Here is a 25,714-nt window from a genome sequence, read left to right as displayed (position 1 = left end):
GTTCTGGAACCATTGTAGAGTTATTCACTGATGTGATATCTGGGAATACTGACTGTAGTGTTATTCATACTGCTATAGCAAGGGACTGGGAACTGCGGACACAACGACTGCGCCCAGTGCATCGCTCGTTTACTGGGTGAAAAGTCTTTTTGCATTTAAGTTTTATCATCTGTTAATGTCCTAATCACCAAGGCTTTTGCTATAAATCCTAATATTTTCTGGACTTAGTATTCCCAGATGGGTGAAGCAATTCATCTCCACAGCTTTTTTGCGTTTGCTCTGGGCCTTGCGATCGCGTATGCTAAATTCAGTCTGATTTGAATTATCTTCTGTGGACAGAAACCGCGAACCGTTTATCAGTCTGGCACTTTACCACGCCTTTAAATGGTCGGTCGTCAGCCCCATGCTTCACACTTACTTTCGGGGCCAGATTTATGGTACGGAGAATGTCCTCCAATCAGGGCCGTTGCTGGTAGTGAGTAATCACGCTAGTTATTTTGACCCACCAATTGTCTCCAACTGTGTACGTCGTCCAGTGGCGTACATGGCTAAGGAAGAGTTATTTAAAATCCCAGTTTTGGCACAAGCGATTAAATTGTACGGTGCTTACCCGGTGAGTCGGGGAAATGCCGATCGCAATGCCATCCGTTCCGCCCTAGAATATCTCAATAACGGTTGGGCTGTCGGTGTTTTCTTGCAAGGTACTCGCACCCCAGATGGTCGAATTACAGACCCCAAGAGGGGCGGACTGCTGCTAGCGGCGAAAGCAAAAGCCCCAATATTACCCGTGAGTGTCTGGGGTACTGAAGAGATTTTACAAAAAGGATCGTCCCTACCTCGCGCAGTTCCCATCACCGTGAGAATTGGTAACTTGATTGATGCTCCCAGTTCCACTAATAAAGAAGAATTAGAAGCTTTAACACAAAAGTGTACCAAAGTAATTAACCAGATGCATGATTTAGGAAGATGAATTAAGAGAAACTACAGAATATATGCTTTAGGGAGGTAGGGATCGCTATTAGGTTCCTTTAATCTTAAAATCAATTCCCTCTAGCAATCATCTAAAATACTTCCAACAAATACATCATCCATCTTACAGGGTGGGCAACCTTCTTACGCTACACAACTAGCTTTTTTACGTATTAATTAGGACTAGCCCTTTCAAGGTGGCCAACGAAGATACGTTGTTTCAGTGCTACCATCTTGAATCCTCCGCTCAGATTTTGGGCTTTTTGAAGGTTGAAATAACCAATTCTCGTTCTAAATTTCACCACCTTGAAAGGGCTAATTAATTAGGACTTACACATTGACAGGAAAGACCAAATATGAATGATTTGAAAAACCACATCAGTCGTAGGGGTAAAGCGCATTGCTAAACCCCTACAGCGCGGGTCTATTTACCATCAAAGAATGATTTAATTAAAAACCTGAAACGAGATATTTCCGTTGATACACAACATAATTCTTTTGTACAGTGCGTAAGTCCTATTAATTTATGAATTACGAATTATTATGAGTGGTTTTGAAGCCAAGAATTTTTGGGATCGATTAAATAATCTGGCGTTAGTCCGCTTTTTGCTTTTGGTTGCTTCTGGCTGGGCAATTGTACAACTTTTAGCTTATTTTGAATCGGTCATTGTTATTTTTACATTTGCGGCAATTTTAGCTTTTTTGCTCAGTTATCCTGTAAAAGGGCTGCGGCGTTTTTTGCCCCACGGTATAGCTGTTGGTGTCGTTTTCTTGCTCAGTATTGTGATTATAGGCAGTCTGATAATTACTGTGAGCTTAACTCTTTTATCTCAAGGACAACAATTAATTGATGGTATCACTACATTTGTAAATTCTTTAGTGCCTTTATTAGAGGGAGTAGAAGGCTTCTTACGAAACCGTGATTTACAGATAGATTTAAGTTTTATTGAAGAACAATTGCGGAATCAGGCTGTATCAGCTCTTGTTAATAGTTTAGCCATTTTACAAGGGTTTATGACGAACTTTGTAACTTTTATATTGATTGCAGTTGTGGCTTTTTTCATGCTATTGGATGGAGAAAACCTGTGGAATTTTATTCTGAAAATAGTACCAAAACAGCGCCGTCAGAGATTTACAAATATAATTAGAAAGTCTTTTTTAGGATTTTTTAGGGGTCAATTGCTATTAAGCGCATTTTTAACAATTTCAACATTCCTAGTATTTTTACTATTAAAAGTACCTTTTGCTTTAATATTGTCAATAATAATCGGGATTGTTGATATAATTCCTGGCATAGGTGCAACATTAGCAGTAAGCACAGTAACTCTATTTGTGTTATCTCAAGGTGTATGGTTAGCAGTAAAAGTATTAATAGCTTGTATTGTCCTCCAGCAGATACAAGACAATTTGATTGCGCCTCGAATTATGCAGGGCGCGCTGAATCTTAATCCTGTAGTGATATTTTTTGCTTTACTAGTAGGGGCTACAGTAGCAGGATTATTAGGTGTTTTTATATCTATTCCCATCGCTGGAGTAATTGTGTCTTTATTTGAAATTGATGAAATGAAATCAGAAGTTTAGTTATTGGTCATTTGTCAGGAACTAGCAACTAGGGAATAATGTAAAAATAGCCATTTACAAATAAACATTGAGAAGTAATGTCGGATTTAAGAGCGCAATTAACAGAAGTTTTGGATGAGGCAGAGTGGGAGTGGCTAATTCCTCATGTACAACGAGATGCAGTAATTTTGGTGGCACTTGAGCTAAACTTGGTGGATGTTGGAGTAGCGATCGCCAGTGATAACATACCATCAGTAGAACAGTGGATTGATAAACAATTGATTGCCAAACCCACGATAGTACAGGTGGGAGAATGGAATAGCGATCGCACTAAACGATTTAATACTCTCATTGTTCAGCCTTACGTTCTAGCGCAAGAAATAGTTGCTGCTTAATCAGTTTTTGTGGCATTTTCGATCAGAGTCGGAGTCAAGAAAAATGTTGATGTAGTATAAAGTACATCAATTTATAAGAAGTAGAGGACGAATATACCTTTCGACTATTGACTAAAGCAAAATTTTCTCCTTTAAGATTTATGCATCTAGCAGCTAGAATTGTTACGATAATTTCAGATTAGATGTTGAAACCTTGATCCAATCTGAAACCTTAGAACTATTAGAATGGCATCGCCTGTGCCAGCACCTTGCCACCTTTGCGGCAACTAAGCTGGGGGCGACAGCTGCGCGTCATCTGAAAATACCCGATTCTCAGATCCAAAGCGAAGAGTTGTTAGAGCAAACCAAAGAAGTTTACCAACTGGAAACTCGCCTGACCACGGGACTGTCATTTGAGGGAATTCAAGATATTGGCAATTCCTTAGAACGGGCAGAACGCAGTGGAGTTTTGGCAGGAGATGAACTGTTAGCGATCGCTACCACCCTAGCTGGTGCCAGAAATTTGCGCCGTGTCATTGACAATCAGGAAGATTTGCCGATATTGACTGATTTGGTTGCCGATTTGCGGACTTATCCAGAATTAGAGCAAGAAATTCACCGATGTATTGATGAACGGGCCCAGGTAACTGACCGTGCAAGTCAAAAACTGGGAGAAATTCGCACAGATTTGCGGAGATTACGCAGCCAAATTACTCAAAAGCTGCAAAATATCTTACAAGCAAAATCTGGCGCAGTTCAAGAACAGCTAATTACGCAACGGGGCGATCGCTTTGTCATCCCTGTAAAAGCACCCCAAAAAGATGCCATCCCCGGTATTGTTCACGATACCTCTACTAGCGGTGCCACCCTATACGTGGAACCGAATTCAGTAGTACCCTTGGGCAACCAATTGCGGCAGATAATTAGAAAAGAGCAAGCGGAAGAAGAAGGGGTTCGCCGTGCTTTGACAGAACTTGTAGCCGCAGTCAAACCAGATTTAGAGAGATTGTTAGCGATCGCTACCATTTTGGATCTGGCAACCGCTAGATCACGATATAGTTACTGGCTAGGAGCAAATCCCCCGCGATTTATCCAGCGTGAAGACCGGGAAATCATTACCTTGCGGAATTTGCGACATCCACTGTTAGTGTGGCAGCAACAGCACGAACAAGGGCAACCAGTAGTTCCTGTAGATTTGCTGATCAGTCCGCAAATTCGGGTAGTGACAATTACCGGGCCAAATACTGGCGGTAAAACTGTAACCTTAAAAACCTTGGCGTTAGCAGCATTGATGGCCAAAGTGGGTTTATTTGTCCCCGCCCGCGAACCAGTAGAAATACCTTGGTTTGATCAAGTGTTGGCAGATATTGGCGATGAACAATCTTTACAGCAAAGTTTATCCACATTTTCTGGGCACATCCGCCGAATTAGTCGGATTTTAGAAGCATTGGAGACTGGGGACTGGGGACTAGGGACTGGGGATAAGGAAATACCCAATACCCAATACCCAGTACCCAATCCCCAATCACTCGTATTACTCGATGAAGTCGGCGCAGGAACCGATCCAGTTGAGGGTAGTGCTTTAGCGATCGCCTTGTTGCAATATTTAGCCAACCACGCCCAGCTAACGATCGCCACTACTCACTTTGGGGAATTAAAAGCCCTGAAATACGAAGACGATCGGTTTGAAAATGCCTCTGTAGAATTTGACGAAAGTACTCTCTCACCCACTTACCGTCTGCTGTGGGGCATCCCCGGACGTTCTAACGCCTTAACTATTGCTCTACGCTTGGGATTAAAACCAGAAGTTATACAACAGGCGAAAACCCAAGTTGGAGAGGCCACAGATGAAGTTAACCAGGTGATTGCTGGCTTAGAAGCGCAACGCCGCCGTCAGGAAACTAAAGCTGCGGAAGCCCAAAGTTTGTTGCAGCAAGCGGAACGTTTATACAAACAAGTATCCGCAAAAGCCGCAAGTTTGGAGGAAAGGGAAAGCAGTTTGCGGGCTTCACAGGAAATAGCAGTCCAACAAGCGATCGCTCAAGCAAAAGGTGAAATTGCCCAAGTGATCCGCCGTTTGCAAAAAGGTACTCCCACAGCCCAAGAAGCCCAACAAGCAACCAATGCTTTAAATCAAATTGGCCAACAATATCAGCCAGCAACGCCAGCAAAACCAAAACTTGGGTTTATGCCCAAAGTAGGCGATCGCGTCCGCATTCCAAAATTGGGACAGATCGCGGATGTGATCACCGCCCCCGATGAAGATGGCGATTTAAGCGTTCGGTTTGGGCTAATGAAGATGACTGTGAAGTTGCAAGACGTAGAATCTCTAGATGGTCAAAAAGCCGAACCAATCGTCAAACCCAAACCAGCCCCAGCAGCAGTAACCCCGCCACCGCAAAATGTCCCAGAAATTCGCACCTCGCAAAACACCATTGATTTGCGCGGTAAGCGAGTGGCTGATGCCGAATACATTTTAGATAAAGCCATTTCGGAAGCTACAGGCCCAGTCTGGATTATTCACGGGTACGGCACTGGGAAACTGCGACAAGGAGTTCACGCCTTTTTGCAACACCATCCCAGAGTGAACAACTACGAACCAGCAGAACAAGCAGATGGCGGCACCGGTGTTACCGTTGCTCACATAAAATAAAGAGCAGGAAATTTGCTATGTTACTTGAACTCAATCAACTAATTGTTAGAGCCGGTCATCAGTTGTTGATTAAAGATGTCTCCTGGTCGGCATATAAACGCATTTTAGCGGAATTGGGAGACAATCGCAGTTCTCGCATAGGTTACAGTCGAGGGGTGCTGGAAATAATCGCTCCATTACCAGAGCATGAAGTAGCTAAAGTTATTATTGGAGACTTGGTAAAAGTTTTATTAGAGACTCTACGCGTTGGCGGTTCGATAAATTAAGCTTTTTAGCACTTTTTGCGTAAGTCCTATTACTTTTTGGATGTACTATCAGGTTGATTAAGAGCAAAACAAAATTAGAAAGTTTGCTACCTATGTTGGTCTAACTTAATTAATTGGTTTTTAACAAATGCTTGTTTTTTATTCAAGATTAAAGCTATACCTACAGCCAGCAAAATTCCACCCGCACCCTGATGTTCGGGAACAGAAGTAGAGGGTGCGGTAAATCCATACTTGGCTAAAATTCCTTGTCCTTTTTGTGACAGTATATATTCAGCTAATTTTTCACCATCAGGATCGGCATTTTTCAGTGTAGTCAATCCATAATTAGCTTTCGTTGCTAAATAGTCGGGTAACTCTACTATTTGCAGATTGTCACCACCTTCTATTGCTTGGGCAGTCTGACCACTCGTGTAATAAGATAAAAATATATCTGCCTGCTTTGTTTCTTCTAGAAAGTAGACTAAATTATTTTTGCCATTAGGAACTATAGGAGCATTAGGATTACCACCTACTAATTGCAAAGCTTTATTCTTCAGAATTTGAGAACTACCAGGTTTAACCCGATCGGCCTTGTCAAATATCTGCCATGCATAATCACCAGATGGATCTGCTATAGGGGTTGAGGTTCCTACCTTGATTTCGGGTTTTAGCAAAAAATCCAACAAATTATCTGATGTGATACCAAGTCCTGATCTGACAACAGCAGTCATGCGGTTGCTAGTGAAGTTCACTACAGGTTCACTTAAACCTTCTTCAAACAATGTCTGAGGGTTCTCAATATCTGCACTAGCAAAAACATCTGCGGATTTTCCGGTTTCGGAGAATTCTTGTTCTATAAATTCTCGTGTTAAACCAGACGGGCCAAATCGCGTTTCTACTGGAATTCCATATTTCTCGTTAAAAGATTCACCTACTTCTGTGAGGCTATCGCGCAAACTACCAGCACCGTATAGCTTAACCGCCAATGCCTGAGTTGGTATAATGACACCGACAGCACAAGCTATCAGTGAAAAGGCAAAAAAATGCTTTTTCATATTTGTTATATTACGTTACTATTCTTACCAGTGAATTATCTGTAACCCATACTGAATAATGGGTTTTGGTAAATGTCTAAACTATTACCTTTGCCCATTAAGTTTACAAATGAGTTCTGATATGTGCGTGGTTCGCGGTTAGAGCTATAGTACCAACTAAGTTGGAATAAATCAATTGCCCAAAATCTTCAAACGCTGACTTTATTAAATTTTTAAGTTTGTCATCAGTTGCATAGAGACATCAATCGTCCTGATGTTGCCTAACCTGTCCTGAAATAACAGGCTACACACAAGCGAAACTGGTGTGGGATCATGGAAAGCAGCAAGAAGCGCCTTTAGCAAACAGACAAAAAATTTGTATAGTAATTATGTATACATAAAGACCAAGTAATAAACATCAAAAAATTTCAAAATTTAAAACCGCAAATAAATTAGGAGGTATTCTACATAATTACTTAGCGATAATTAGCGGTTAGCATTCAAAACAATAGTTTATTTATACTCTTGTACGGAGCTAGCAGCGAAAGTCGGGTAAACCTTAACTAGAATTGATACTTTTCTACTTTGTCAAAAATAAATTTTCATCTAGAGTAGGACAAAGATACCTGCTGTTTACCACATAAAAAAGCTAGATGAAGCCTCTGGCTCAGAGCTATAGGAAACCAAGCTTGATTCTTAAGAGTCTGGTTTCAAAATGGGTAACAGCAACATCCCCTATCAGCTTGATCACCTATGCTAAAAGTTATGCACTCGGCCACCAACTCAGCCACTCCGAATTCCCAGTGGGAGGATTTAATCAAGCTTCCAGCCCCAAACACAGTTCAATGGGACAATATCAAAACCCAATTAGACTTGGTGCTGTTGGCGCTAGAAACCTTAACTGGCATCGGTTCAGAGGCTATGCTTTCGGCGGCAACCGATCTGAATTTAGAGTCAAGAGTGCCAGACCGCGTAGCTTTATGGCGACTGCGCCAATCAAATCCCCTACGCAAAGGTCAAGGAGGGCGAAAAAAGCTAGATGTCGAAGAAGCGCGATCGCTAGTTCTGATCATCTGCTACCTAGCCAAACAGCACCAGGAATTGATTCGCCGCGCTGTCGGTCTGTTGGAACAAATGGCAGAAAATAACCGGGAACCTCACCAGGCTGCTTTACTAGGAGATTATATTGATGCTTTTTGCAACACCTACCAAGAGCGGATGGAAGAGGACGAGAAAATCTCAACTGATTTACTTACCAACCTGGCCCTAAAACTGCTTGTAGATTTACTTTTTTACAGTGCTCCTGGTGGGCATCGCCGTCTCTGGCTAGCACTTATAGACCGTTCTACAAAATTTTAGATTTTAGATTTGAAATTCCTCAACCAAATTTGCTCATGAAAGTTTGCTAGATAAGGATTCCCTTTTGATGATCGTTAGTTCTTGGGCGCACTATCAGCACTGCTTCTTCTTTGCACATCAGTTTGCATAACTGAAGGAACCTAACAAAATTCTGAGTGTTGAATCCGCCTTTCCAACTTTTCTTTGCAAGCAACTGGCTCAATTTTTTGCAAAATCCCAAATAGTCTTCTTCGCAGTTCCTGTCATGCCTCTATCAAATTCTGTTATTCGTTGCTACACACCGCCTACTTGCACGCTAGAAGTATTCGCGCAAAGCTCACCTCTGTCGCGTTGGATGGGGAAAACTGTCCTCAAGCACCTAAGCTTTGAGCTTCGTTTTGATGATCCCCGACTATCAGAAGTAGACAGAGTTCCAATTCGGGGCGATCGCGATCAACTTGAAGCTTTATGTGATGCAGTCACAAGCTACGTACAGCAATTCCTCCAACAGTCTCCAGAAAGCTTTTGCGTCAGTTTCTCAGATACCCAAGAGTCAAGCACAGCATTAGGTGAGCCAGAATTAAAGTCCTCTACAAAAACATTAAATTCCTTTAGTACCCAGATTCCTGGGGCAAATATCCGCTTAGAACCAAGCAGCCATTTAACTCACAACTTATTTCTCGGTTCTCTCGCCAACCAATCATCCGGCCCCGTAATTCAACTCAGTCTGCTGCAACTATTCGATTTGGCCAGTGCTTTAGATGAGTACTCAACTGATGTCATGGCACTCCCAACTCTCAACAGCCCTTCGACTCTGAGGTTCCCTGCTTGGGCACCTGTTGCCGCAGTATTAGTATTAGGTGTAGGTTTTTTACCAGTTACTTGGCAATATGCTAACAACCTTAGGGAAAAGCAACAGCAGACAGCTAAAACAGCAGATCCAGCAGCAGTAAAGACTGCAATAGATACTTCACCCTCACTAAACTTTCCCACGCCTCAACCTGGGCTAACCGCTCCATCAGATAATTTGCTAGGTTCCACCCCTCCACTTTCCACATCCACTTTACCCCAAGCACCTCTAATAGCCCCTAGTTCTAGTTTCTCTACACCGCCACCTCTAAATGCACTGACAATACCTCAGGGCAAGACTTCAACCCTTTCCACTAATGGAGCGATGCCTCCGGCGAGCTTCCCTAACGTACAATCTAGCAAAATCCCAGGTCAGGAAATTGCTATATTACCAAATCTTGCACAGAACCCTACAGCGTCAAATACCCAACCTAGTACTCTCCCTAAGCTGCGGGATTTGCCACCCAGGCTATCTTCTAACACAAGCAGCTTACCAACTAATATCTCACCAGTCGTCCCTCCGTCTCTTGACACCATACCTAATAGTGGTAATAGTCCTACCCAACCCTCCCCACTAACCTCACAACAGCTAGAGGAAAGAATCAACTCCTTACAGCCACCTTCTCCTGGAGAGAAACCTGCTTCACAACTTTCCTCCTCTAGAACTGCAAATAATAATCCCTTTATCGATCAATTAGGGAACGAACGCCAAAGCCCCAAATCTACAGAAGTGGCTACTGGCACATTATTTGATACACCTCAAGTAGCAGAAGCTAGAGAATACTTAACAAAGCGTTGGCAACCACCCACTGGACTAGGACAAACATTAGAGTACAGTTTGATAGTCAGTGTTGACGGCACAATTGAACGAATTATTCCTCTCAATAAGTCAGCAAGAGACTTTGTTGATAGCGCTGGGATGCCTGAAGTTGGGAAACCTTTTGTTTCCGCCAATAAACGCGGACAAAATGTCAAAATTCGAGTTGTTCTCACTCCTGATGGCAAGGTACAGACTTTTCCAGATGAATAAGCAAATTAATCTGTTTAAGGTGAGATATTGCATTAAGTAGAGCGGCATAAATAATTAAAGGTTCGTAGTGAGGACTAAAGTCCTCACTACGAACTAATTTCAATATTTTTTACATTACTTAACTTACTTTGATTTATTCTCTCCTACTTACTTAGTCACAACAACCGCCTAGTAATGAATTAGGGACTTACAAAAAATAAATTATCCCAAATTATTTTTACATTGTAAGGTAGCACAGCTGTGCTATTTTACAATGGGATGTTTTTTTAACTGGAAGTCCCGTTACTAGGCTAATAGCCAAGACTTCGAGTCTTGGCTATTAGCCTAGTACAGATTCAAAACAGCCATAAAGCCCAAAATTAAAACATGCGTGAATGCGTAACTTCCGCCTTGCAGTACTGGTTGCCTGATCAAGAATGCTGCAAAATTTCAGTTTAATGCCACTTGTCAAACTGGTACAAACCTTGTGCTAGTTTCTATTTACTCTAATTGCTCTTGAGCTTGCCTTTTGGAGTCCAGTTACCAAACTGGTCTTATTATTGATACCAGTAAACCTACCAATTAATACAATTACTGTTAACACCAATTCTCCAAAATTAAACTACAGATACAAGTCTGGAAACCCAGACAAAATCAGACTTTTCTTAATTACAAATTACGAATTACGTTAGCATAGCGGGGCGTAGCCCATTACGAATTGGTAGAAATAACTCATATTAAAGGTAGGAAATATGCAAACAATTGGTAATCAAAAAGACAGTCCAGCTTGGGTTATTCAAACTTGGGCAGCTTTTGTACTTTCTATTTCTATGACCACCTTCGGCATTGTAAACTTACCTGTAAATAGCTGGGTAAAAGGCTTTATGGGTATGGGTTTGGCTTTCTCTATTGGCTCAACTTTTACTTTAGCGAAAACTACTAGAGACTTGCATGAAACTAGAAGATTAACCGCTAGGTTAGACGAGGCGAAAGTAGAAAAATTGCTTTCACAACACGATCCTCTAAATTTAAAATGAAGGCAGCCATAACAATTTTGGATTTTGGATTACCAATTTGGGATTAATGTGACTTAAATAAAAATCCCTTTTAAGAATATCAAACAATACTAACTTTTTGGAAAAATGATTGCGACAGATAGACAGAGAAAACCCAGATACAGTAAGCGGTTTCTAATCCAAAATCTAAAATCTAAAATTTCAAATGGTATTACACATCAGAAATTAACTAGTATGACGAAAAGCAAAAGGACTGGATATACCAGTCCTTTATTATCTTAATTTAACGTCTTTATCTTAATAACGGGATTTTTTGGTTTTTAACTTTTGCTTTTTACGCCGACGTTCGCTAGCAGCAACTGCTTGTTCTACCGGATAACCGATTACAGGAATTACCTGATATTTGCGTTCTTGTTCTAATTTTTTCAGTTCAGTGTAATCAACCCAATGAATGCAATCAACTGGACAAGTGTCAATTGCTTCTTGGATAATTTCTTCAGCGTCCCCATCTTGCCGAACCACGCGCGATCGCCCGTAATCTGGTTCAATGTAAAAGGTGTTACGCGCAACATGAGCGCAATGCTTGCAACCAATACAGGTGATTTCGTCAACATAAACACCATTTTGGCGCAGCAAACCGCCCAATTCCGGTTCTAAACCAGAACGGTCTGGGGCATCCCGTAAAAAACCCCCTAATTCTGGTTCCAAACCCGAACGATCTTCTTCTTGTTCTTCCGGCGACGGCAGAAAATCAGCCATTACGCACTCCAGCGCTGTACTACCAGGCGAATTGAACCATCTTCATTTTTTTGTTGTTCAGAGACTTGAAAACCAACACGAGCGGTTTCTTTGACAACTGTTTGATAAGCATAGCGCTGTGTTACCTGGCGCAAAAATCCATCTACAGACAGGTTTTGCTGCCAATATTGCAAATCAGCCACCAGTTCATATTCCTTGCCATTCCATTTAAAGCCAATGTCATAGCCATTTTCCTGCTCAATACTAACTTCGGCAGGATGGGTTTGACCGCGATAGCCACGGACTTCGCGTGGGCCGGGTTTCCAGTCTACGCCCAATTCAGTCAAAGCATCTTTCAAAGAATCAAGATTACGGATTTGAGTCTTAATTTGGCTAAAGTGTGACATGGTGGTTGTGAATTAATTACACTAAACTACTGTGAAAACTTACCAATCGCTGTAAGTGGTGTGTGTATTCGCCAGATTAGATTGCTGCACCTTCGCGGCGAAATATTCTGAGGTTGGCTCATGATTAAGTACTTGCCCCAGCTGTGCCTCTATTGCTGCTGTAACCTCAGCGCAAGAAGCACCCACAATGCCAGTGACTTTTTCTTGTACCCGACCGTCTGGATAGATTATGAACTCTAATGTCTCCATGCTCTTGGCCAACCACGATAAGTACGCTTAAATTCTACTGCCTTAGCAGAAGGCTACAAATATAGCCGTAGGAACATTTTTACTTAGATACAAACTTACCATTTGTTAAATAATGTTCCATCTCTCAACATATATATCTCAGAATCTTTACAAAACTTATTATTTTTATAAGCAGTCACATCAGTCTTTAGTTAGTTTCTCTTAACCTCATCGATTAGTCAAGGTAATTACTGAGTTTGCCAAGTAAGCGGCAAAAGTCCTCAAGATAAGCATTAGAGGTAATATAGCCAGCAAGGCAAGTTACAAAAATATAAATTTTATTGAAAAATTTTATCATTATTATGATTACTTTGTTGTCTCAACATTATTCAGGAATGCAACTAGAGGGTTATTTTCTGATTGGAGGGCGCATCATCCAGCGACGTAACACCATAAGTCAGCAACGGCTAACATGTTCTAAATCAAGGCAGAGACTATCAATCCGTCTGATGCTTAAGTTTCTTAAACGCAAGCATCGGACTGAGTTGATATTTTTTGTTACTTGTGCATTACTCTTACAAAAGCCCAGTAGCTATTTTCCCCAACTATTAGCCTAGATGACATCCTTAACCTTACCCATTAGAGAATCTGTAAATTTGCCCCAGTCATTTCGCAATTCTGAAAAATGCTCACGGGGATTTTCATCCATTGACTCAGCCTTGCCATAAGCAATGATGAGTAGCGTCAAAGCTTCAATTGAACGTCTAGCCGCCTTTGCAGCTTCATCGCTAGATATGCTTTCAGGAAGTGCAGTTGCAATACTGCGAAGTGGTTCCCACATCTCTCGATAGAATCGATGTCGTGTATTAATCCGAATGATAACTTGACCATCAATGTGCTGAGTATCAATTAATAAATTACCAGGAAAGTCAACAGACTCCACGATAAATGGCAAATCCTTAATAGACTCGCAATATTGCTGTCGTTCTTCTTGCTTCTCTTCATCGTTGCCTGGTAAAGCATCTCTAGCCAGATCCTCAATAATTCTTTCTTTTTGGTTTGAGTCTACTGGAACCTTTACACGGCTTTTAGGCATTGTCCGATTTGCTTCTTTGGCAGCCTCAAGTAGGGGGTAATGTTCACCCTGATGATCATTCGATTTTCGTGAAACTTCACCCCATACTTCATTAATACAGTTGAGCGCTTCTGGAATATACCTAGAAAAAAGCTCACGAAGCTGTCTTTTTAAGTCATCGTACGGCTCTACACCTCTTTTGACATTTCTGACTCCAAAGTAGGCATCAAGCTCCGGCTGAAATGATATTTCAATGCCAATAAATCGGTGAGAGGAAGCAACCCTTTCACCGAAGATTCTAGGTAATGTAGTATAGTTAATCTCGCGGTTCAAGCGAACAAAACTAATTGCCCCCATATTCTCTTCAAGACGTAAATTCTGAGTAAGCTCATCTTTCTTATTTGTTGCGTATTTTTTACGAATTACTTCGCTAGGGTAAACTGTAATTGTGACCTTGCAAGAAGACTGTCCAATATTAATAACTTCTCTTGCAATTCTTTTGGCAGGAAAATGTGTTTTAGTTACATCAGGTAGTGGAAACTCCGGCTTTTTACCAGTTTTCTCAAAAGATTTCCTCAGAGGAGAATAGTATTTGACAAGAAATTGATCACCCCATGTACCCTCCATAAGCATTAGAGGATCGTGTGGCAACAAATTTGTGCCATCGACACAAATTTTAATCCCATCATCCAAAAAGTAACGAAACATGCGGGACAACTCATGCGTGATTTCAGCTTTTAGTGCCCTTGCGTCAGGAGCTTTTTTTCCTTCTTCTAAACGCTCTACTTTACACCAAAGTACAATTGTTCCGCTATCTTGGGGGAGAAATGACACAATATTCTTTGGTAATGGTTCAGTATCGGGGGGAGCAATGCCAACAGTTTCACCTTTCTTTTCCTCTTCTAACGCTTCTTCCAGGTCAAAATGGACATGATACCAAGGTTTATCTTTACTCGTGCGGCTCCAAACATCAATGCGCTGACCGTAGTTAAGTGCCGCAAGTTTTGCTCCTACACCATACTTACCAATTGTGTCAGTTTGCATGTAGCGAGTGGAAAAACCTAATTGGAGATAGCGTTGTAAGATGTCAAGTTCCATCCCATCACCATCATCAATCATAGTAATGCGGTGAATATGTCTCTTCCCAGACCTAGCCTGAGACTCTTCAAAGTGTAATGTAATATTGTTTGCATTAGCTTCTAAACTATTGTCGATCACCTCACCAAGAGCAGCAGGTAAACTATAGCCAGAATCACGTAGAGACTGTAAGGCGTGTCCTGTTAGGACAATGGGGATTTTTTCAGTCGATACTAATTTAGTAGAAGTTGCTTGGCTTACCATAGGTTTGTCGTGATTTACTGAAAGTAATTAAGCAGTGTGTTTTCGTTAACAGATGAAGGCAAAATGTCCAAATGGAAAGGAAGATTTGAAAGCAAATATTACTCTCAGAGATCATGCAAAACCCTGAGAGTTTAGGTATATCTTTACAATTTGGCGTACCTTTTGACGTAACCTGTTGGCAGTGCGTTGTGAAACACCACAGGCTAATGCTGTAGCAGCAACACTCTTATCGTTGATCATGTCATCAAAGCATTGGCTCATATTCTTGCCCGATGCAGCAATTACTGCTCGTAGTTGTGCCTCTAAATCGCAAGAAGCACAAAATTCTGCTTCTTCGACCCTACCAGGTGTGAGCAAAGCTACCCTCTTACATAGCTGACGCTGCCGAATCTTTGTCCGTTGAAGGCTGAACCTTGCATTCCTTATGATGTCGTAGCGAAAAAACTTTAAGTTTTCTTCCTGGCTTTTAGAATTAATCGCGAGCGAAACTGCGTGTTCCACAATCTCCGCTTCGAGTGAACCTGGGTTTAGCATTTTAAGGCGCTGCTGCATTTCAAGAACAGCACACCAGCGCGTGTTGAGCGCTCTTGTCATAGTAATTTTATCCTTTCCGTACTCTGCCGCCTCTATACCGAGTGCAGCTTTGTCTGTATTCATGTTATACGGCACTGGAATGTAGCACTATGTGCCAAAAAGCTAAAGAACCCAGGATAATGAATCATAATTAACCTCTATAGCTTTGAGCTATCAGCCATCAGCCGCCAGTTACAAGCCGGAAGCTGAGATGCAGAATGCTAAAGGCTTTTGATTCAACTTAACCAATTGACTATGAATTCCGAAAAAGTCAAAAATTCTCTAAATATTTCGCCAGCGATACGCATAGGAGTACTAGGTTTCGGCGGACTCGGACAAGCCGCCGCCAAGGTACTTGCTGCTAAACAGGAAATGATTTTAGTCGCAGCAGCAGATCATAAAGGCTACGCTTACGCTGCTGATGGTTTAAATACTCAAGAATGCATCGCCACCTACCAGTCCCAAGATTCGGTAGGTCATTTAGAGCCAGTTGGTACGTTAACAAATCAAAGTATTCAGGATGTAATTGAAATAGCTCAATCTGTGGATGGGTATTTTCTGGCTTTACCCAACTTGCCAAATGACTTTATTCCCTCTGTAGCCAAGCAGTTTATAAAATCTGGTTGGCGTGGGGTACTGGTAGATGCAATTAAGCGCACCAGTGCTGTAGAACAACTCCTAGCAATGAAAGAAGAACTGGAAGCAGCCGGAATAACCTATATGACAGGCTGTGGTGCAACACCAGGATTGTTAACAGCCGCAGCTGCTTTAGCCGCCCAAAGCTACGCTGAAATTCATCAAGTCGAAATCACCTTCGGGGTGGGAATTGCTAACTGGGAAGCTTACCGTGCCACTATTCGGGAAGATATTGGCCATATGCCTGGTTATACAGTAGAAACTGCTAGGGCGATGACTGACGCGGAGGTAGAAGCACTACTAGATAAAACTAATGGCGTGCTTACCTTGACGAATATGGAACACGCTGATGATGTGATGCTAGAGGTAGCGGGAATAGTGGGGCGCGATCGCGTTACTGTTGGTGGTGTAGTCGATACTCGCAATCCTAAAAAGCCTCTCAGCACCAACGTTAAGGTAACAGGGCGTACCTTTGAAGGGAAAATTTCCACCCATACCTTTACTCTGGGAGATGAAACCAGCATGGCAGCCAATGTCTGCGGCCCTGCCTTTGGCTATCTCAAAGCTGGTAGACAATTGCACCAACGCGGCATTTATGGAATATTCACTGCTGCCGAAATTATGCCCCAATTTGTTAGGTAATAGTTAAGGAGTTAGGAGTAGAGACGCGATTAATCGCGTCTGTACAGAAATTAGGAGTAGAGACGCGATTAATCGCGTCTGTACAGAAATTAGGAGTTAAAAATATAAAATTGCAAATTTGGAGCATATTGGAGGCTTTGAACTTGCGATTTTAAACTCAAAACTCCTCACTATTAATTCCTAACTTTTCTAAGCTGGTGGAGTATCTGGAGAAAAAATATCTGTGAAATTCTCCTCATGCAGCGAATCTGGTGTTTGCATAATAAATGGGAGTTCTGCTCCCACGAGTCCTCGTTGGATGCGTTCTAAAGTATCGTTAAAAACGACAAACAGAGGATATACGATATTAGCTCCCTCACTCAAAATATGACTGTGGCGCAGAGGCATCAACCACTCATAATCATTGTCTAGCCAAACTTGAGTTTGTCGCCAACGTCCTAACAAATCAGAAAAATCTTCATCAGCACGATGAATAAAGACTAAAATTTCTGCTCCAGTTTTGATTTTCCACTCTGGATCGCACATCAAAATTGCCACATCACAAGGTAAGCAAATCGTTTGTGAGGCTGTTGTCGCAGTATTGCGAAGACGGACAATTGGCAAGGGTATAGTGATGACACTTTCATCTGGACGGCGCAGACTGGGAATCATCTCCAAGTATGGTCGATATTGCTTTAGTAAGGCGATCGCAGCTAGATGATTGCTGTACTCTGCCAAACTCGCTTCGTAGTAAGATTTTTGCACAGGCATAGTTTATTAAATAGTGAGGAGTTAGGAGTAGAGACGCGATTAATCGCGTCTGTACAGAAATTAGGAGTTAAGAGTTAAGAATAAAATTACAGGACTTACGCAAATAAAAGCCGAAACCCTTATTTTCAGGTAGGGGCAATTCATATATTGCCCCTACGGCGTGTACTTTTGCGTAAGTCCTAAATTAATCATTTAGGAGTTAAAAGTTAGAAGTCAAAAGTTTTAATTTCTAACTCCTAACTCATAACTCTTAACTTTTAATCCTCTATCCCATCTTTTCAAATACTTTAAACATAGGTAAATACATTGCTAGCAAAATGGTTCCAACCATTCCCCCTACAAATACAATCATAACTGGTTCCAAAATACTGGTCATTGCTTTTACTGCTTGCTCGACTTCATCTTCATAGAAATCGGCAACTTTCATCAACATTCCATCTAATTCTCCAGTTTCTTCTCCAATACTAATCATCTGAATTGCCATAGCTGGAAAAACGCTATCTTTTTGTAAAGCAATACTAATCATACCTCCTTGTTGAATCTCTATACGGGCTGCGTCTATGGCATTAGCAATCACTACGTTTCCTGATGTATCTCGAACAATTTCTAAGCAAGTTAAAATTGGTACACCTGAACGAGTCAAAGAACCAAAAGTTCGGCTAAAGCGGGCAACCGCAGATTTTTGAATTAAGTCACCAAACAATGGCATCTTCAGGGAAAAACGATCAATTGTTAAGCGACCGACAGGAGTTTTACTGTATTGTGTAAAGGCAATTTTCAATCCTATAAGAGCAGCGATAAGCACGAAAACCTTCGGACTTCTCAAAAATAGACTAGCATCCATCAAAAATTGCGTTAAAGGTGGTAATTCAGTTCCGATTTCTGTAAAAATCTTCGCAAAAACGGGAATCAAAAAAATGGTCATACCCAGAAAGATAGCAAGTGCGATAAAACCCACAACACTTGGATAAGACAATGCTGATTTAATTTGGTTTTGTAAGCGGGCAACATCTTCTAACAATTTGGCTAAACGATTCAATACTTCGTCTAGAACACCACCAACTTCGCCAGCTTGAATCATACTCACATATAATCCATCAAAGCAGTCAGGATGCTTCCGCATTGACTCTGAAAGATTCATTCCACTTTGAACATCATTGCTAATCTCAATTAGGGCTTGTTTGAGTTTAGTATTACTACACTGGTCAGAAAGTACCCCTAAACTTCTAACGATCGCAACCCCTGCATTCATCAAAACGGCAAATTGACGAGAAAAAACGGCTTTGTCTTTCACAGAAACTTTAACAAAGGAATTCTGTAATTTTTTTAAGTCAAAATCTACCTGAAATCCTTGAAATTTTTTGAGTTCTTGGACTACAAAACCTTGATCTCTAAGATTAGTACGAGCTTGCACTAAGGATTCGGCAGTAATTTTTTCTGTTCGGGATTTTCCTTGAGAATCCCGAACGCGGGCAACGTAGGTTGGCATAAATCAATTCAAAATAGTCGTTATTTATTGGGAATTGCGAATTGGGCATTGGGCACTTGTACTGAGCGAAGTCGTAAAGCCTGCGGCATAGCTACGCTTAGGGCGCAGCCTAAGAAGAGAAGTATTGGGCATAGGGCAATGGGCACAAGGGAAAGACTAACTGCAACTTCCTCATCTCCTCAGTTCCTTTAATGCGCTTTGGCAGCCGCACCGGGTTTCGCACCTGCGGCAGCTTGCGGTGTAGAATTACCAATGAGACGTTGAATTTCATCTGGCTTAGAAGTTTTAGACATTGCCGCTTCAAAGGAGATCGTTCCTGCTTTGTAAAAATCAGCTAAAACCTTCTCCAAAGTTTGCATTCCCAATTTGCCGCCAGTTTGAATTGCTGAGTAAATTTGAGATGTTTTGCCTTCTCGAATCAAGTTGGAAATAGCAGGAGTAACAATCAAAATTTCTTGAGCCATCACCCGACCATATTCACCGGGTTTAGGGTTTTTCTTGGATACCAAGGTTTGGCTAAATACTCCCACTAACGAGTTAGACAATTGCACCCGCACTTGGGTTTGTCTTTCATGGGGGAAAACGTCGATAATCCGGTCAACAGTTTGGGCGGCGGAACTGGTGTGTAGCGTACCAAATACCAAGTGTCCTGTTTCTGCGGCGGAAATCGCCAAAGAAATTGTTTCCAAATCGCGCATTTCTCCCACCAGAATAATATCTGGGTCTTCCCGCAGGGCTGCTTTCAAAGCATTAGCAAAGCTCTTAGTATCTTCTCCCAGTTGCCGTTGGTGAACCAAGCTTTTAATTGGTTCATAGACAAATTCAATTGGGTCTTCCACCGTTAAAATATGCTCTGCCTTGGTGCGGTTAATCAAGTCAATCATTGCCGCTAAGGTAGTTGTCTTGCCGGAACCTGTAGGGCCTGTCACTAGAATTAGCCCTCTGGGCTTATCGCACATTTCCCGCACTATATCTGGCAGACCTAATTTTTCAAAGTTAGGAATTTTAGAACTTAATGCCCGTAAGCAAGCGGCATAAGCACCACGTTCTTTATAAACATTCACCCGGAAGCGAGCCAAACCCTTAACACCATAAGAACAATCCAATTCCCAGGTTTGCTCTAAGGTTTTACGCTGGGTGTTGTTGAGCATACTAAAAATCAGCCTTTGACATTGATCGGCTGTTAATACATGCTCACCTATGGGGGTGAGTTTGCCACTGATGCGGAAGTAGGGAGGCAAACCTGCGGATAAATGCATATCCGAGCCACCCATTTCAATCAACTGCTCCATCAGGTCTTCAATCATCATTTCCATAGTTTTGCTTCCTTTTAATGTTTTATTTGTCCTTTGTCAGTTGTCATTTGTTTAAAGTTACTAACCATCGGCCAATCACTAATGACTAATGACTAATGACTAATGACCATTAGTCTTAAAACCGAGATGTCATACAGTAGGGACAATCGAGCCATTCTGGTTTCAATGTGGCCTCGCAAGTCCGGCAGGTAAGACCAGTCTTGCGTTTGGCTTTTAACTCGGCTTCCAAACCAGTATCAGTAAACGTCACCCGTTCTACTTCTTCTAGAGTGGTGGAACCTTGGCGCACTAAGTCCAAACTGTAAGCCAGCAAGGTTTTCATGCCCTCTTCTATTGCCACTTCCTTGATGCGTTCCGTGGGTGCATCTTCGTTGATGAGAGTTTGCAGGTTTTCGGTGACTCGCATGACTTCGTAAACACCACAACGCCCTTTGTAGCCGACCCCATTACATTTTGAGCAAAGCTGATTTTTGGTTTTAGCTTCTGCGATCGCATCTAATGTCAAGGTGTTAGCCTTATAGAAGGTAACTCCGACATCTGAGGAAGCTGATAGACCATAACGACCCAATTCTTCGGTTGTGGGGGTGTAGGCAATACGACATTCAGAACATACACGCCGCACCAAACGTTGAGCTAAAACGCCAATTAGAGAACTAGAAACCATGAAAGGCTCAATCCCCATTTCTCCCAAACGAGCGATCGCACCTGGGGCATCATTGGTATGTAAGGTAGTTAATACCAAGTGACCGGTCAAGGCAGCCTCAATTGCTGTTTTTGCCGTTTCCTTATCCCGCGTTTCACCCACCAGCAGCACATCTGGATCTTGCCGCAAGAAAGCCCGTAGAGCGGTAGCAAAATCCAGCCCTTTTTCCCGAATCACCTGCACTTGAGTAATCCCTGGAAGACTATATTCAATTGGGTCTTCTACAGTACTGATATTAATTCCGGGATCATTCTTTTCTGATAATGCAGAATACAGCGAAGTTGTTTTCCCAGAACCAGTTGGCCCAGTTACCAAAATTAGACCAAAGGGACGGCTGACCATATCCTTGACAATATTCAAAGTCTCTGGATCGGTAATTAACTTATCTAATCCCAGTTGGGTGGAGGAGTTATCCAAAATCCGCAGCACCACCTTTTCCCCGTAGCGACTGGGCAAGGTATTCACACGGAAGTCCACCTTACGTCCCTCAAACAGCCGCCGGATGCGTCCATCTTGGGGTAAACGGCGTTCAGCAATGTCTAGATTGGAGATAATTTTAAATCGGGCTGTCACCGCCGGGATGATTTTTTTCGGCATTAGGGGGAAAGCTTCACGCAGTACACCATCTTTCCGAAAGCGAATGCGTAAGCTTTCTTCTTGCGGTTCGATATGAATGTCAGAAACGCCCTCATGCAAGGCTTTAGCCAGGATTCTGTTGACTAGGTTGATAACTGGGGCATCCTCTGCACCCTTCATCGCTGCCCCTAGATCAGCCTCCATTTCTTCAGGAGCATCCTCAATATCAAGATTTCCGAGATTTTCTAAATCCTGACTAATATCTGTAGAGTTTTCTCGTTCCAGGTGCTTTTGCTTAACAGCCATTTCATCCAAATATTGGTTGATTAGCTGTTGGTAGTCTTCCTGTGTAATCACCATGCGCTGCAACGCCAAGCCTTGGGGGCGCAAGATGCGATTGAGGTCATCGGAAGCCTCTAGATTATCTGGAGCGACCATCGCCACTAAAACTGAGGGCGGGGTTTGGTCTTCGTGTTTCGATAGTGGTACTAAACGGTGGCGACGGCAAATATCCACTGGGATGAGGGTTTCAATCAGGTTCGCCATCTCCGTGTTGCCAAAGGAATTGACTTCCGGATCGAGGAATTCAACACCGTATAGTATTTTAAGTTCAAATAGCTGCTGTTTTTTGTATTGCCTGAGCAACTCAGGTGATAGTTGTTGCCCAGTGATTGACTCTAGTACTTCCGTTAAGGGTCTGCCAGATTTGCGGCTTTCAATTAGTGCTTGCCTCATCTGTTCGGTATTGACATAGCCAGATTGCACTAGCTTGTTGCCAAAGGGCGAAAACTCTGTTCTGGTAGTTAGAGCGGTACTGCGCCGTTGTGGTGACGAGTTCATAAATGAGCGAATGAGTAGGAAAACCTCTGCTTAAAGTATTCCCAGGCTGTAAGACAGAATTCTCATTTCCCAAAAAGTCTGAGTCACGTCGCTTTGCTGCGAATTCAAAATTCAAAATTAAAGATATTTTCAAATAAGATGAGGGGCGAGTCACATTCAGCGCTACTCTGCAAATTACTCGTTCGGGTTACCGCCTTAGTGGGGTCTACGCTAACGTGTTCACCATTTGTCACAATAAAAGGACGGTTACATCATTTTCAGAAACTTGTCGGCAACAAAATCAGCCTCAGTGGCAAGCCGTAAATGACGACGGTTGCAAGCTGTGGAGATACACTGCCATAAAAAGTATCTGGAATGAGTAGACAATGATCGATGAAAATAAACAGATAAACAATACAAGCCAGCAATTGGGTGAACCAACAGAGGTAAAGCAAGCAATGAAGAGTGACTCCCCAGCCCAAATTAATTTCAATGAATCTGGTAGCGAGGTTACAGAGCAAGTGCCAGCCCAAACTAATATATCGGGGGATACGGCTAATCTCAATCCAGAAATTGGTGTCGCTGCAACCGAGAAAACTGGAGTGGAAACAGCAGCTTTGGCAGAACTGACTCAACAAATCGAGTCTCTCAAAACGCAACTAGAAGAGCGTAGTACTCAATATATGCGGATTGCCGCTGATTTTGAGAATTACCGGAAACGTACTAGCAAAGAAAAAGAAGAGTTAGAGACGCTGATGAAGCGGAATACGATTCTGGAATTGCTGCCAGTAGTCGATAATTTTGAGCGGGCCAGATCGCACCTCAAACCGCAATCTGAAGGCGAAATGACCATGCACAAAAGTTACCAAGGCGTTTACAAACAATTGGTAGATAGCCTGAAACGTTTGGGTGTATCACCAATGCGTCCTGAAGGTCAAGAATTTGATCCGAACCTGCACGAAGCAGTAATGCGCGAACCTACGGATGAACATCCTGAAGGAACAGTGTTAGAAGAGTTAGTGCGCGGATATTACTTGGGCGATCGCGTGCTACGCCATGCAATGGTCAAAGTAGCTGCTCCCAAGGAAGATACCCCTGCGGCACCAGAAGATCAGTCGAGTTAAGCCTTCAGTTAAGCTGTAGTCGCTCGCCTCGCTGACCGAAAGTGCCTGGGTTCTAGCAAGTACGAGCATCGCGTACCTAAAACTTGGACAAGGCTTTGGATAACTCTCTGTGTTTCAATTTCTCTCTTGCTACCAGCAATAAGGATTGCACAGACGTTATCCACTAGCCTTGGTTTAGAGCAAAAAAGTTTAGTACGCGACATATTACAGCAGAAAAAACTCGGTAAAAATACTGATAGTTATGGGAAAAGTTATTGGGATCGACTTAGGCACTACTAACAGTTGCGTCGCAGTTTTGGAGGGCGGTCAACCACTGGTGATCTCCAATTCTGAAGGTGGACGAACTACTCCAAGTATTGTGGGATTTGGAAAGAGTGGCGATCGTTTGATTGGTCAATTGGCAAAGCGCCAAGCCGTAACCAATGCCGAAAACACAATTTACAGTATTAAACGATTTATCGGGCGACGTTGGGAAGACACTGAAATAGAACGCGATCGCGTCCCCTACAATTGTGTCAAGGGCCGAGACGATACTGTTGATGTCCAAATTCGCTCAAAAAACTACACGCCACAAGAACTATCTGCCATGATCCTGCAAAAGCTTAAGCAGGATGCGGAAAACTTTTTGGGTGAGGAAGTTACTCAGGCAGTGATTACCGTACCAGCATATTTCACAGATGCCCAAAGACAAGCAACTAAAGATGCTGGCACGATTGCTGGACTAGAAGTCCTGCGAATCATCAATGAACCAACAGCTGCGGCTTTAGCTTTTGGATTGGACAAGCAAGACCAAGAGCAGCTAATTTTAGTATTTGACTTGGGAGGCGGAACCTTCGACGTATCGATCCTGCAACTTGGAGATAGCGTTTTTGAAGTTAAGGCGACTTGTGGTAACAACCACTTAGGTGGAGACGACTTTGATAATGCGATCGTGCTTTGGATGATAGAACGCTTCCAGCAACAAGAGAAGATCGACCTTTCCCAAGATAAGATGGCGCTGCAACGCCTGCGCGAAGCAGCAGAAAAGGCAAAAATTGAACTCTCCAGCATGATGAATACTTCCATCAACTTGCCGTTTATCACGGCTGATGATACCGGGCCAAAGCATCTGGAGATGGAACTGGGCCGCTCTAAATTTGAAGAACTGGCACTTAATTTAATTGAAAGTACCATTGAACCAATGATCCAAGCGCTCAAAGATGCGGATCTTAAACCACAAGACATAGATCGGATTATTTTGGTAGGTGGTTCTACCCGTATTCCCGCAGTTCAAAACGCGCTGATTAAGTTTTTCAATGGCAAAGCTCCCGATCGCTCTATCAACCCTGACGAAGCGGTAGCATTGGGAGCGGCTATCCAAGCAGGTGTGTTGGGTGGCGAAGTTGATAATCTCTTACTATTGGATGTCACTCCTCTGTCCTTGGGAATTGAAACCTTGGGTGAAGTGTTCACCAAAATTATTGAACGCAACACCACAATTCCCACTAGTAAGTCACAAATTTTTTCCACAGCAGTTGATGGGCAAACCTCGGTAGAAATTCACATCCTCCAAGGTGAACGGGCAATGTCACGAGATAACAAGAGTCTCGGCAAGTTTCTGCTAGCAGGAATTCCCCCATCGCCCCGTGGGGTACCTCAAATTGAAGTATCCTTTGAAATCGATGTCAACGGTATCCTGAAGGTTTCTGCCCAAGACAAAGGTACAGGTAGAGAACAAAGCATTCGGATTACCAATACAGGTGGTTTGAGTACCAACGAAGTCGAACGGATGCGCCAAGAGGCCGAACTGTTTTCCGACGAAGATAGAAGACGTAAAGAACTGGTTGAACTCAAAAACCAAGCAGATAATCTGTTGTTCAGTTACGAATCCACCATCAAGGATAATAGCAATTTTATCGGCGACCAGATGAAAACCTTGGCCAGTGAAAAAGTTTTACAACTCCAAGCTGCAATGATTGACTCCAGCATCTCCACTGTGGAATTTAAGCAGCGCTTAGACGACTTCCAACAAACCCTGTTTGCAATTGGTGCTGATGTCTATAATCGAGCTAACAGCCAAAATGAGGAGACTGAAGAGGCTTCAGCTAGTCTCTTTACCCCAGAAGTAGACTCACCAATGAATGGCACACTAATACCACAATTCAACTTTGATTTTGACGAAGAAAGTACTGCCCAGGTTGATTATGAGGCAATAGATTAGGGGTTGGGACTAGCGACTGGGGACTAGGGATTGGGGATTAGGGATTGGGG

The 25,714-nt window shown here is 42.5% G+C and carries 21 protein-coding genes; 11 read left to right on the top strand and 10 right to left on the bottom strand.

Going from position 1 to position 25,714, the window contains the following annotated elements:
- Positions 1 to 331: 331 nt before the first annotated feature.
- The 5 genes from ACFFAP_RS12695 to ACFFAP_RS12675 all read left to right on the top strand — a co-directional run bounded on the left by ACFFAP_RS12695 (position 332) and on the right by ACFFAP_RS12675 (position 5,822).
- Positions 332 to 970: a lysophospholipid acyltransferase family protein gene (locus ACFFAP_RS12695; RefSeq protein WP_375511556.1), complete on the top strand. Its 639-nt coding sequence runs from the start codon at positions 332 to 334 to the stop codon at positions 968 to 970.
- A 542-nt stretch (positions 971 to 1,512) separates the two neighbouring features.
- Complete coding sequence (locus ACFFAP_RS12690) at positions 1,513 to 2,550, top strand: AI-2E family transporter (protein ID WP_375511555.1); 1,038 nt, start codon at positions 1,513 to 1,515, stop codon at positions 2,548 to 2,550.
- 77 nt (positions 2,551 to 2,627) lie between these two features.
- On the top strand, positions 2,628 to 2,924 hold the full coding sequence (locus ACFFAP_RS12685; RefSeq protein ID WP_375511554.1) for a DUF2288 domain-containing protein: 297 nt from the start codon (positions 2,628 to 2,630) through the stop codon (positions 2,922 to 2,924).
- Positions 2,925 to 3,117: 193 nt separating this feature from the next.
- Positions 3,118 to 5,556 (top strand): endonuclease MutS2, encoded by a 2,439-nt coding sequence (locus tag ACFFAP_RS12680; RefSeq protein WP_375511553.1) that lies wholly within the window; start codon positions 3,118 to 3,120, stop codon positions 5,554 to 5,556.
- 17 nt (positions 5,557 to 5,573) lie between these two features.
- On the top strand, positions 5,574 to 5,822 hold the full coding sequence (locus ACFFAP_RS12675) for a hypothetical protein (RefSeq protein ID WP_375511552.1): 249 nt from the start codon (positions 5,574 to 5,576) through the stop codon (positions 5,820 to 5,822).
- 86 nt (positions 5,823 to 5,908) lie between these two features.
- On the opposite strand, the gene ACFFAP_RS12670 is transcribed toward ACFFAP_RS12675, so the two are convergent.
- Positions 5,909 to 6,856 (bottom strand): molybdate ABC transporter substrate-binding protein, encoded by a 948-nt coding sequence (locus ACFFAP_RS12670; protein ID WP_375511551.1) that lies wholly within the window; start codon positions 6,854 to 6,856, stop codon positions 5,909 to 5,911.
- A 732-nt stretch (positions 6,857 to 7,588) separates the two neighbouring features.
- Between ACFFAP_RS12670 and ACFFAP_RS12665 the strand changes: the two genes are divergently transcribed.
- The 3 genes from ACFFAP_RS12665 to ACFFAP_RS12655 all read left to right on the top strand — a co-directional run bounded on the left by ACFFAP_RS12665 (position 7,589) and on the right by ACFFAP_RS12655 (position 11,068).
- On the top strand, positions 7,589 to 8,194 hold the full coding sequence (locus tag ACFFAP_RS12665) for a DUF3038 domain-containing protein (RefSeq protein ID WP_229556930.1): 606 nt from the start codon (positions 7,589 to 7,591) through the stop codon (positions 8,192 to 8,194).
- 244 nt (positions 8,195 to 8,438) lie between these two features.
- On the top strand, positions 8,439 to 10,052 hold the full coding sequence (locus tag ACFFAP_RS12660) for a DUF4335 domain-containing protein (RefSeq protein WP_375511550.1): 1,614 nt from the start codon (positions 8,439 to 8,441) through the stop codon (positions 10,050 to 10,052).
- A gap of 731 nt (positions 10,053 to 10,783) precedes the next feature.
- Complete coding sequence (locus tag ACFFAP_RS12655) at positions 10,784 to 11,068, top strand: YiaA/YiaB family inner membrane protein (protein ID WP_375511549.1); 285 nt, start codon at positions 10,784 to 10,786, stop codon at positions 11,066 to 11,068.
- Positions 11,069 to 11,344: 276 nt separating this feature from the next.
- Here ACFFAP_RS12655 and ACFFAP_RS12650 read toward each other — a convergent pair whose 3' ends face one another.
- From ACFFAP_RS12650 to ACFFAP_RS12630, 5 genes are all read right to left on the bottom strand, one after another.
- Positions 11,345 to 11,806, bottom strand: coding sequence for a ferredoxin (locus ACFFAP_RS12650; protein WP_375511548.1), 462 nt, complete (start codon positions 11,804 to 11,806; stop codon positions 11,345 to 11,347).
- Positions 11,806 to 12,192: a DUF1257 domain-containing protein gene (locus ACFFAP_RS12645; protein WP_229472741.1), complete on the bottom strand. Its 387-nt coding sequence runs from the start codon at positions 12,190 to 12,192 to the stop codon at positions 11,806 to 11,808. Before ACFFAP_RS12645 ends, ACFFAP_RS12650 begins: the two co-directional genes overlap by 1 nt.
- A gap of 39 nt (positions 12,193 to 12,231) precedes the next feature.
- Entirely contained in the window at positions 12,232 to 12,441 is a 210-nt protein-coding gene (locus ACFFAP_RS12640) for a DUF2997 domain-containing protein (RefSeq protein ID WP_179067273.1), read from the bottom strand.
- 592 nt (positions 12,442 to 13,033) lie between these two features.
- Positions 13,034 to 14,836: an ATP-binding protein gene (locus tag ACFFAP_RS12635; RefSeq protein ID WP_375511547.1), complete on the bottom strand. Its 1,803-nt coding sequence runs from the start codon at positions 14,834 to 14,836 to the stop codon at positions 13,034 to 13,036.
- A gap of 111 nt (positions 14,837 to 14,947) precedes the next feature.
- Positions 14,948 to 15,493: a hypothetical protein gene (locus ACFFAP_RS12630; protein ID WP_375511546.1), complete on the bottom strand. Its 546-nt coding sequence runs from the start codon at positions 15,491 to 15,493 to the stop codon at positions 14,948 to 14,950.
- A 171-nt stretch (positions 15,494 to 15,664) separates the two neighbouring features.
- Here ACFFAP_RS12630 and ACFFAP_RS12625 point away from each other — a divergent pair, with 171 nt between their 5' ends.
- Positions 15,665 to 16,687 (top strand): saccharopine dehydrogenase-like oxidoreductase, encoded by a 1,023-nt coding sequence (locus ACFFAP_RS12625; RefSeq protein WP_375511545.1) that lies wholly within the window; start codon positions 15,665 to 15,667, stop codon positions 16,685 to 16,687.
- Between the two features lie 189 nt (positions 16,688 to 16,876).
- On the opposite strand, the gene ACFFAP_RS12620 is transcribed toward ACFFAP_RS12625, so the two are convergent.
- The 4 genes from ACFFAP_RS12620 to ACFFAP_RS12605 all read right to left on the bottom strand — a co-directional run bounded on the left by ACFFAP_RS12620 (position 16,877) and on the right by ACFFAP_RS12605 (position 22,361).
- On the bottom strand, positions 16,877 to 17,437 hold the full coding sequence (locus ACFFAP_RS12620) for a hypothetical protein (protein ID WP_375511544.1): 561 nt from the start codon (positions 17,435 to 17,437) through the stop codon (positions 16,877 to 16,879).
- 265 nt (positions 17,438 to 17,702) lie between these two features.
- Positions 17,703 to 18,926: a type II secretion system F family protein gene (locus ACFFAP_RS12615; RefSeq protein WP_375511543.1), complete on the bottom strand. Its 1,224-nt coding sequence runs from the start codon at positions 18,924 to 18,926 to the stop codon at positions 17,703 to 17,705.
- Between the two features lie 188 nt (positions 18,927 to 19,114).
- Positions 19,115 to 20,242, bottom strand: coding sequence for a type IV pilus twitching motility protein PilT (locus ACFFAP_RS12610; protein ID WP_375511542.1), 1,128 nt, complete (start codon positions 20,240 to 20,242; stop codon positions 19,115 to 19,117).
- Between the two features lie 115 nt (positions 20,243 to 20,357).
- Positions 20,358 to 22,361, bottom strand: a complete 2,004-nt coding sequence (locus ACFFAP_RS12605; protein ID WP_375511541.1) for a GspE/PulE family protein — start codon at positions 22,359 to 22,361, stop codon at positions 20,358 to 20,360.
- Positions 22,362 to 22,726: 365 nt separating this feature from the next.
- On the opposite strand from ACFFAP_RS12605, the gene grpE reads away from it, so the two are divergent.
- Together grpE and dnaK are read left to right on the top strand one after the other, a co-directional pair.
- Positions 22,727 to 23,464, top strand: a complete 738-nt coding sequence (gene grpE / locus ACFFAP_RS12600) for a nucleotide exchange factor GrpE (RefSeq protein ID WP_375511540.1) — start codon at positions 22,727 to 22,729, stop codon at positions 23,462 to 23,464.
- A 241-nt stretch (positions 23,465 to 23,705) separates the two neighbouring features.
- Positions 23,706 to 25,664 (top strand): molecular chaperone DnaK, encoded by a 1,959-nt coding sequence (gene dnaK / locus ACFFAP_RS12595; protein ID WP_375511539.1) that lies wholly within the window; start codon positions 23,706 to 23,708, stop codon positions 25,662 to 25,664.
- Positions 25,665 to 25,714: the final 50 nt, after the last annotated feature.

The sequence above is a fragment of the uncultured Nostoc sp. genome, assembly GCF_964245575.1.
GTDB lineage: Bacteria > Cyanobacteriota > Cyanobacteriia > Cyanobacteriales > Nostocaceae > Nostoc.
The sequence above is the reverse complement of the archived record's forward strand: the minus strand, read 5'-3'. Positions and strand labels throughout refer to the sequence as shown.

Coding starts and splice junctions, on each gene's coding strand:
- ACFFAP_RS12690 (WP_375511555.1), top strand. CDS start 1,513: ATGAGTGGTTTTGAAGCCAAGAATTTTTGGGATCGATTAAATAATCTG.
- ACFFAP_RS12685 (WP_375511554.1), top strand. CDS start 2,628: ATGTCGGATTTAAGAGCGCAATTAACAGAAGTTTTGGATGAGGCAGAG.
- ACFFAP_RS12675 (WP_375511552.1), top strand. CDS start 5,574: ATGTTACTTGAACTCAATCAACTAATTGTTAGAGCCGGTCATCAGTTG.
- ACFFAP_RS12670 (WP_375511551.1), bottom strand. CDS start 6,856: ATGAAAAAGCATTTTTTTGCCTTTTCACTGATAGCTTGTGCTGTCGGT.
- ACFFAP_RS12665 (WP_229556930.1), top strand. CDS start 7,589: ATGCTAAAAGTTATGCACTCGGCCACCAACTCAGCCACTCCGAATTCC.
- ACFFAP_RS12660 (WP_375511550.1), top strand. CDS start 8,439: ATGCCTCTATCAAATTCTGTTATTCGTTGCTACACACCGCCTACTTGC.
- ACFFAP_RS12655 (WP_375511549.1), top strand. CDS start 10,784: ATGCAAACAATTGGTAATCAAAAAGACAGTCCAGCTTGGGTTATTCAA.
- ACFFAP_RS12650 (WP_375511548.1), bottom strand. CDS start 11,806: ATGGCTGATTTTCTGCCGTCGCCGGAAGAACAAGAAGAAGATCGTTCG.
- ACFFAP_RS12645 (WP_229472741.1), bottom strand. CDS start 12,192: ATGTCACACTTTAGCCAAATTAAGACTCAAATCCGTAATCTTGATTCT.
- ACFFAP_RS12640 (WP_179067273.1), bottom strand. CDS start 12,441: ATGGAGACATTAGAGTTCATAATCTATCCAGACGGTCGGGTACAAGAA.
- ACFFAP_RS12635 (WP_375511547.1), bottom strand. CDS start 14,836: ATGGTAAGCCAAGCAACTTCTACTAAATTAGTATCGACTGAAAAAATC.
- ACFFAP_RS12630 (WP_375511546.1), bottom strand. CDS start 15,493: ATGAATACAGACAAAGCTGCACTCGGTATAGAGGCGGCAGAGTACGGA.
- ACFFAP_RS12625 (WP_375511545.1), top strand. CDS start 15,665: ATGAATTCCGAAAAAGTCAAAAATTCTCTAAATATTTCGCCAGCGATA.
- ACFFAP_RS12620 (WP_375511544.1), bottom strand. CDS start 17,437: ATGCCTGTGCAAAAATCTTACTACGAAGCGAGTTTGGCAGAGTACAGC.
- ACFFAP_RS12615 (WP_375511543.1), bottom strand. CDS start 18,926: ATGCCAACCTACGTTGCCCGCGTTCGGGATTCTCAAGGAAAATCCCGA.
- ACFFAP_RS12610 (WP_375511542.1), bottom strand. CDS start 20,242: ATGGAAATGATGATTGAAGACCTGATGGAGCAGTTGATTGAAATGGGT.
- ACFFAP_RS12605 (WP_375511541.1), bottom strand. CDS start 22,361: ATGAACTCGTCACCACAACGGCGCAGTACCGCTCTAACTACCAGAACA.
- grpE (WP_375511540.1), top strand. CDS start 22,727: ATGATCGATGAAAATAAACAGATAAACAATACAAGCCAGCAATTGGGT.
- dnaK (WP_375511539.1), top strand. CDS start 23,706: ATGGGAAAAGTTATTGGGATCGACTTAGGCACTACTAACAGTTGCGTC.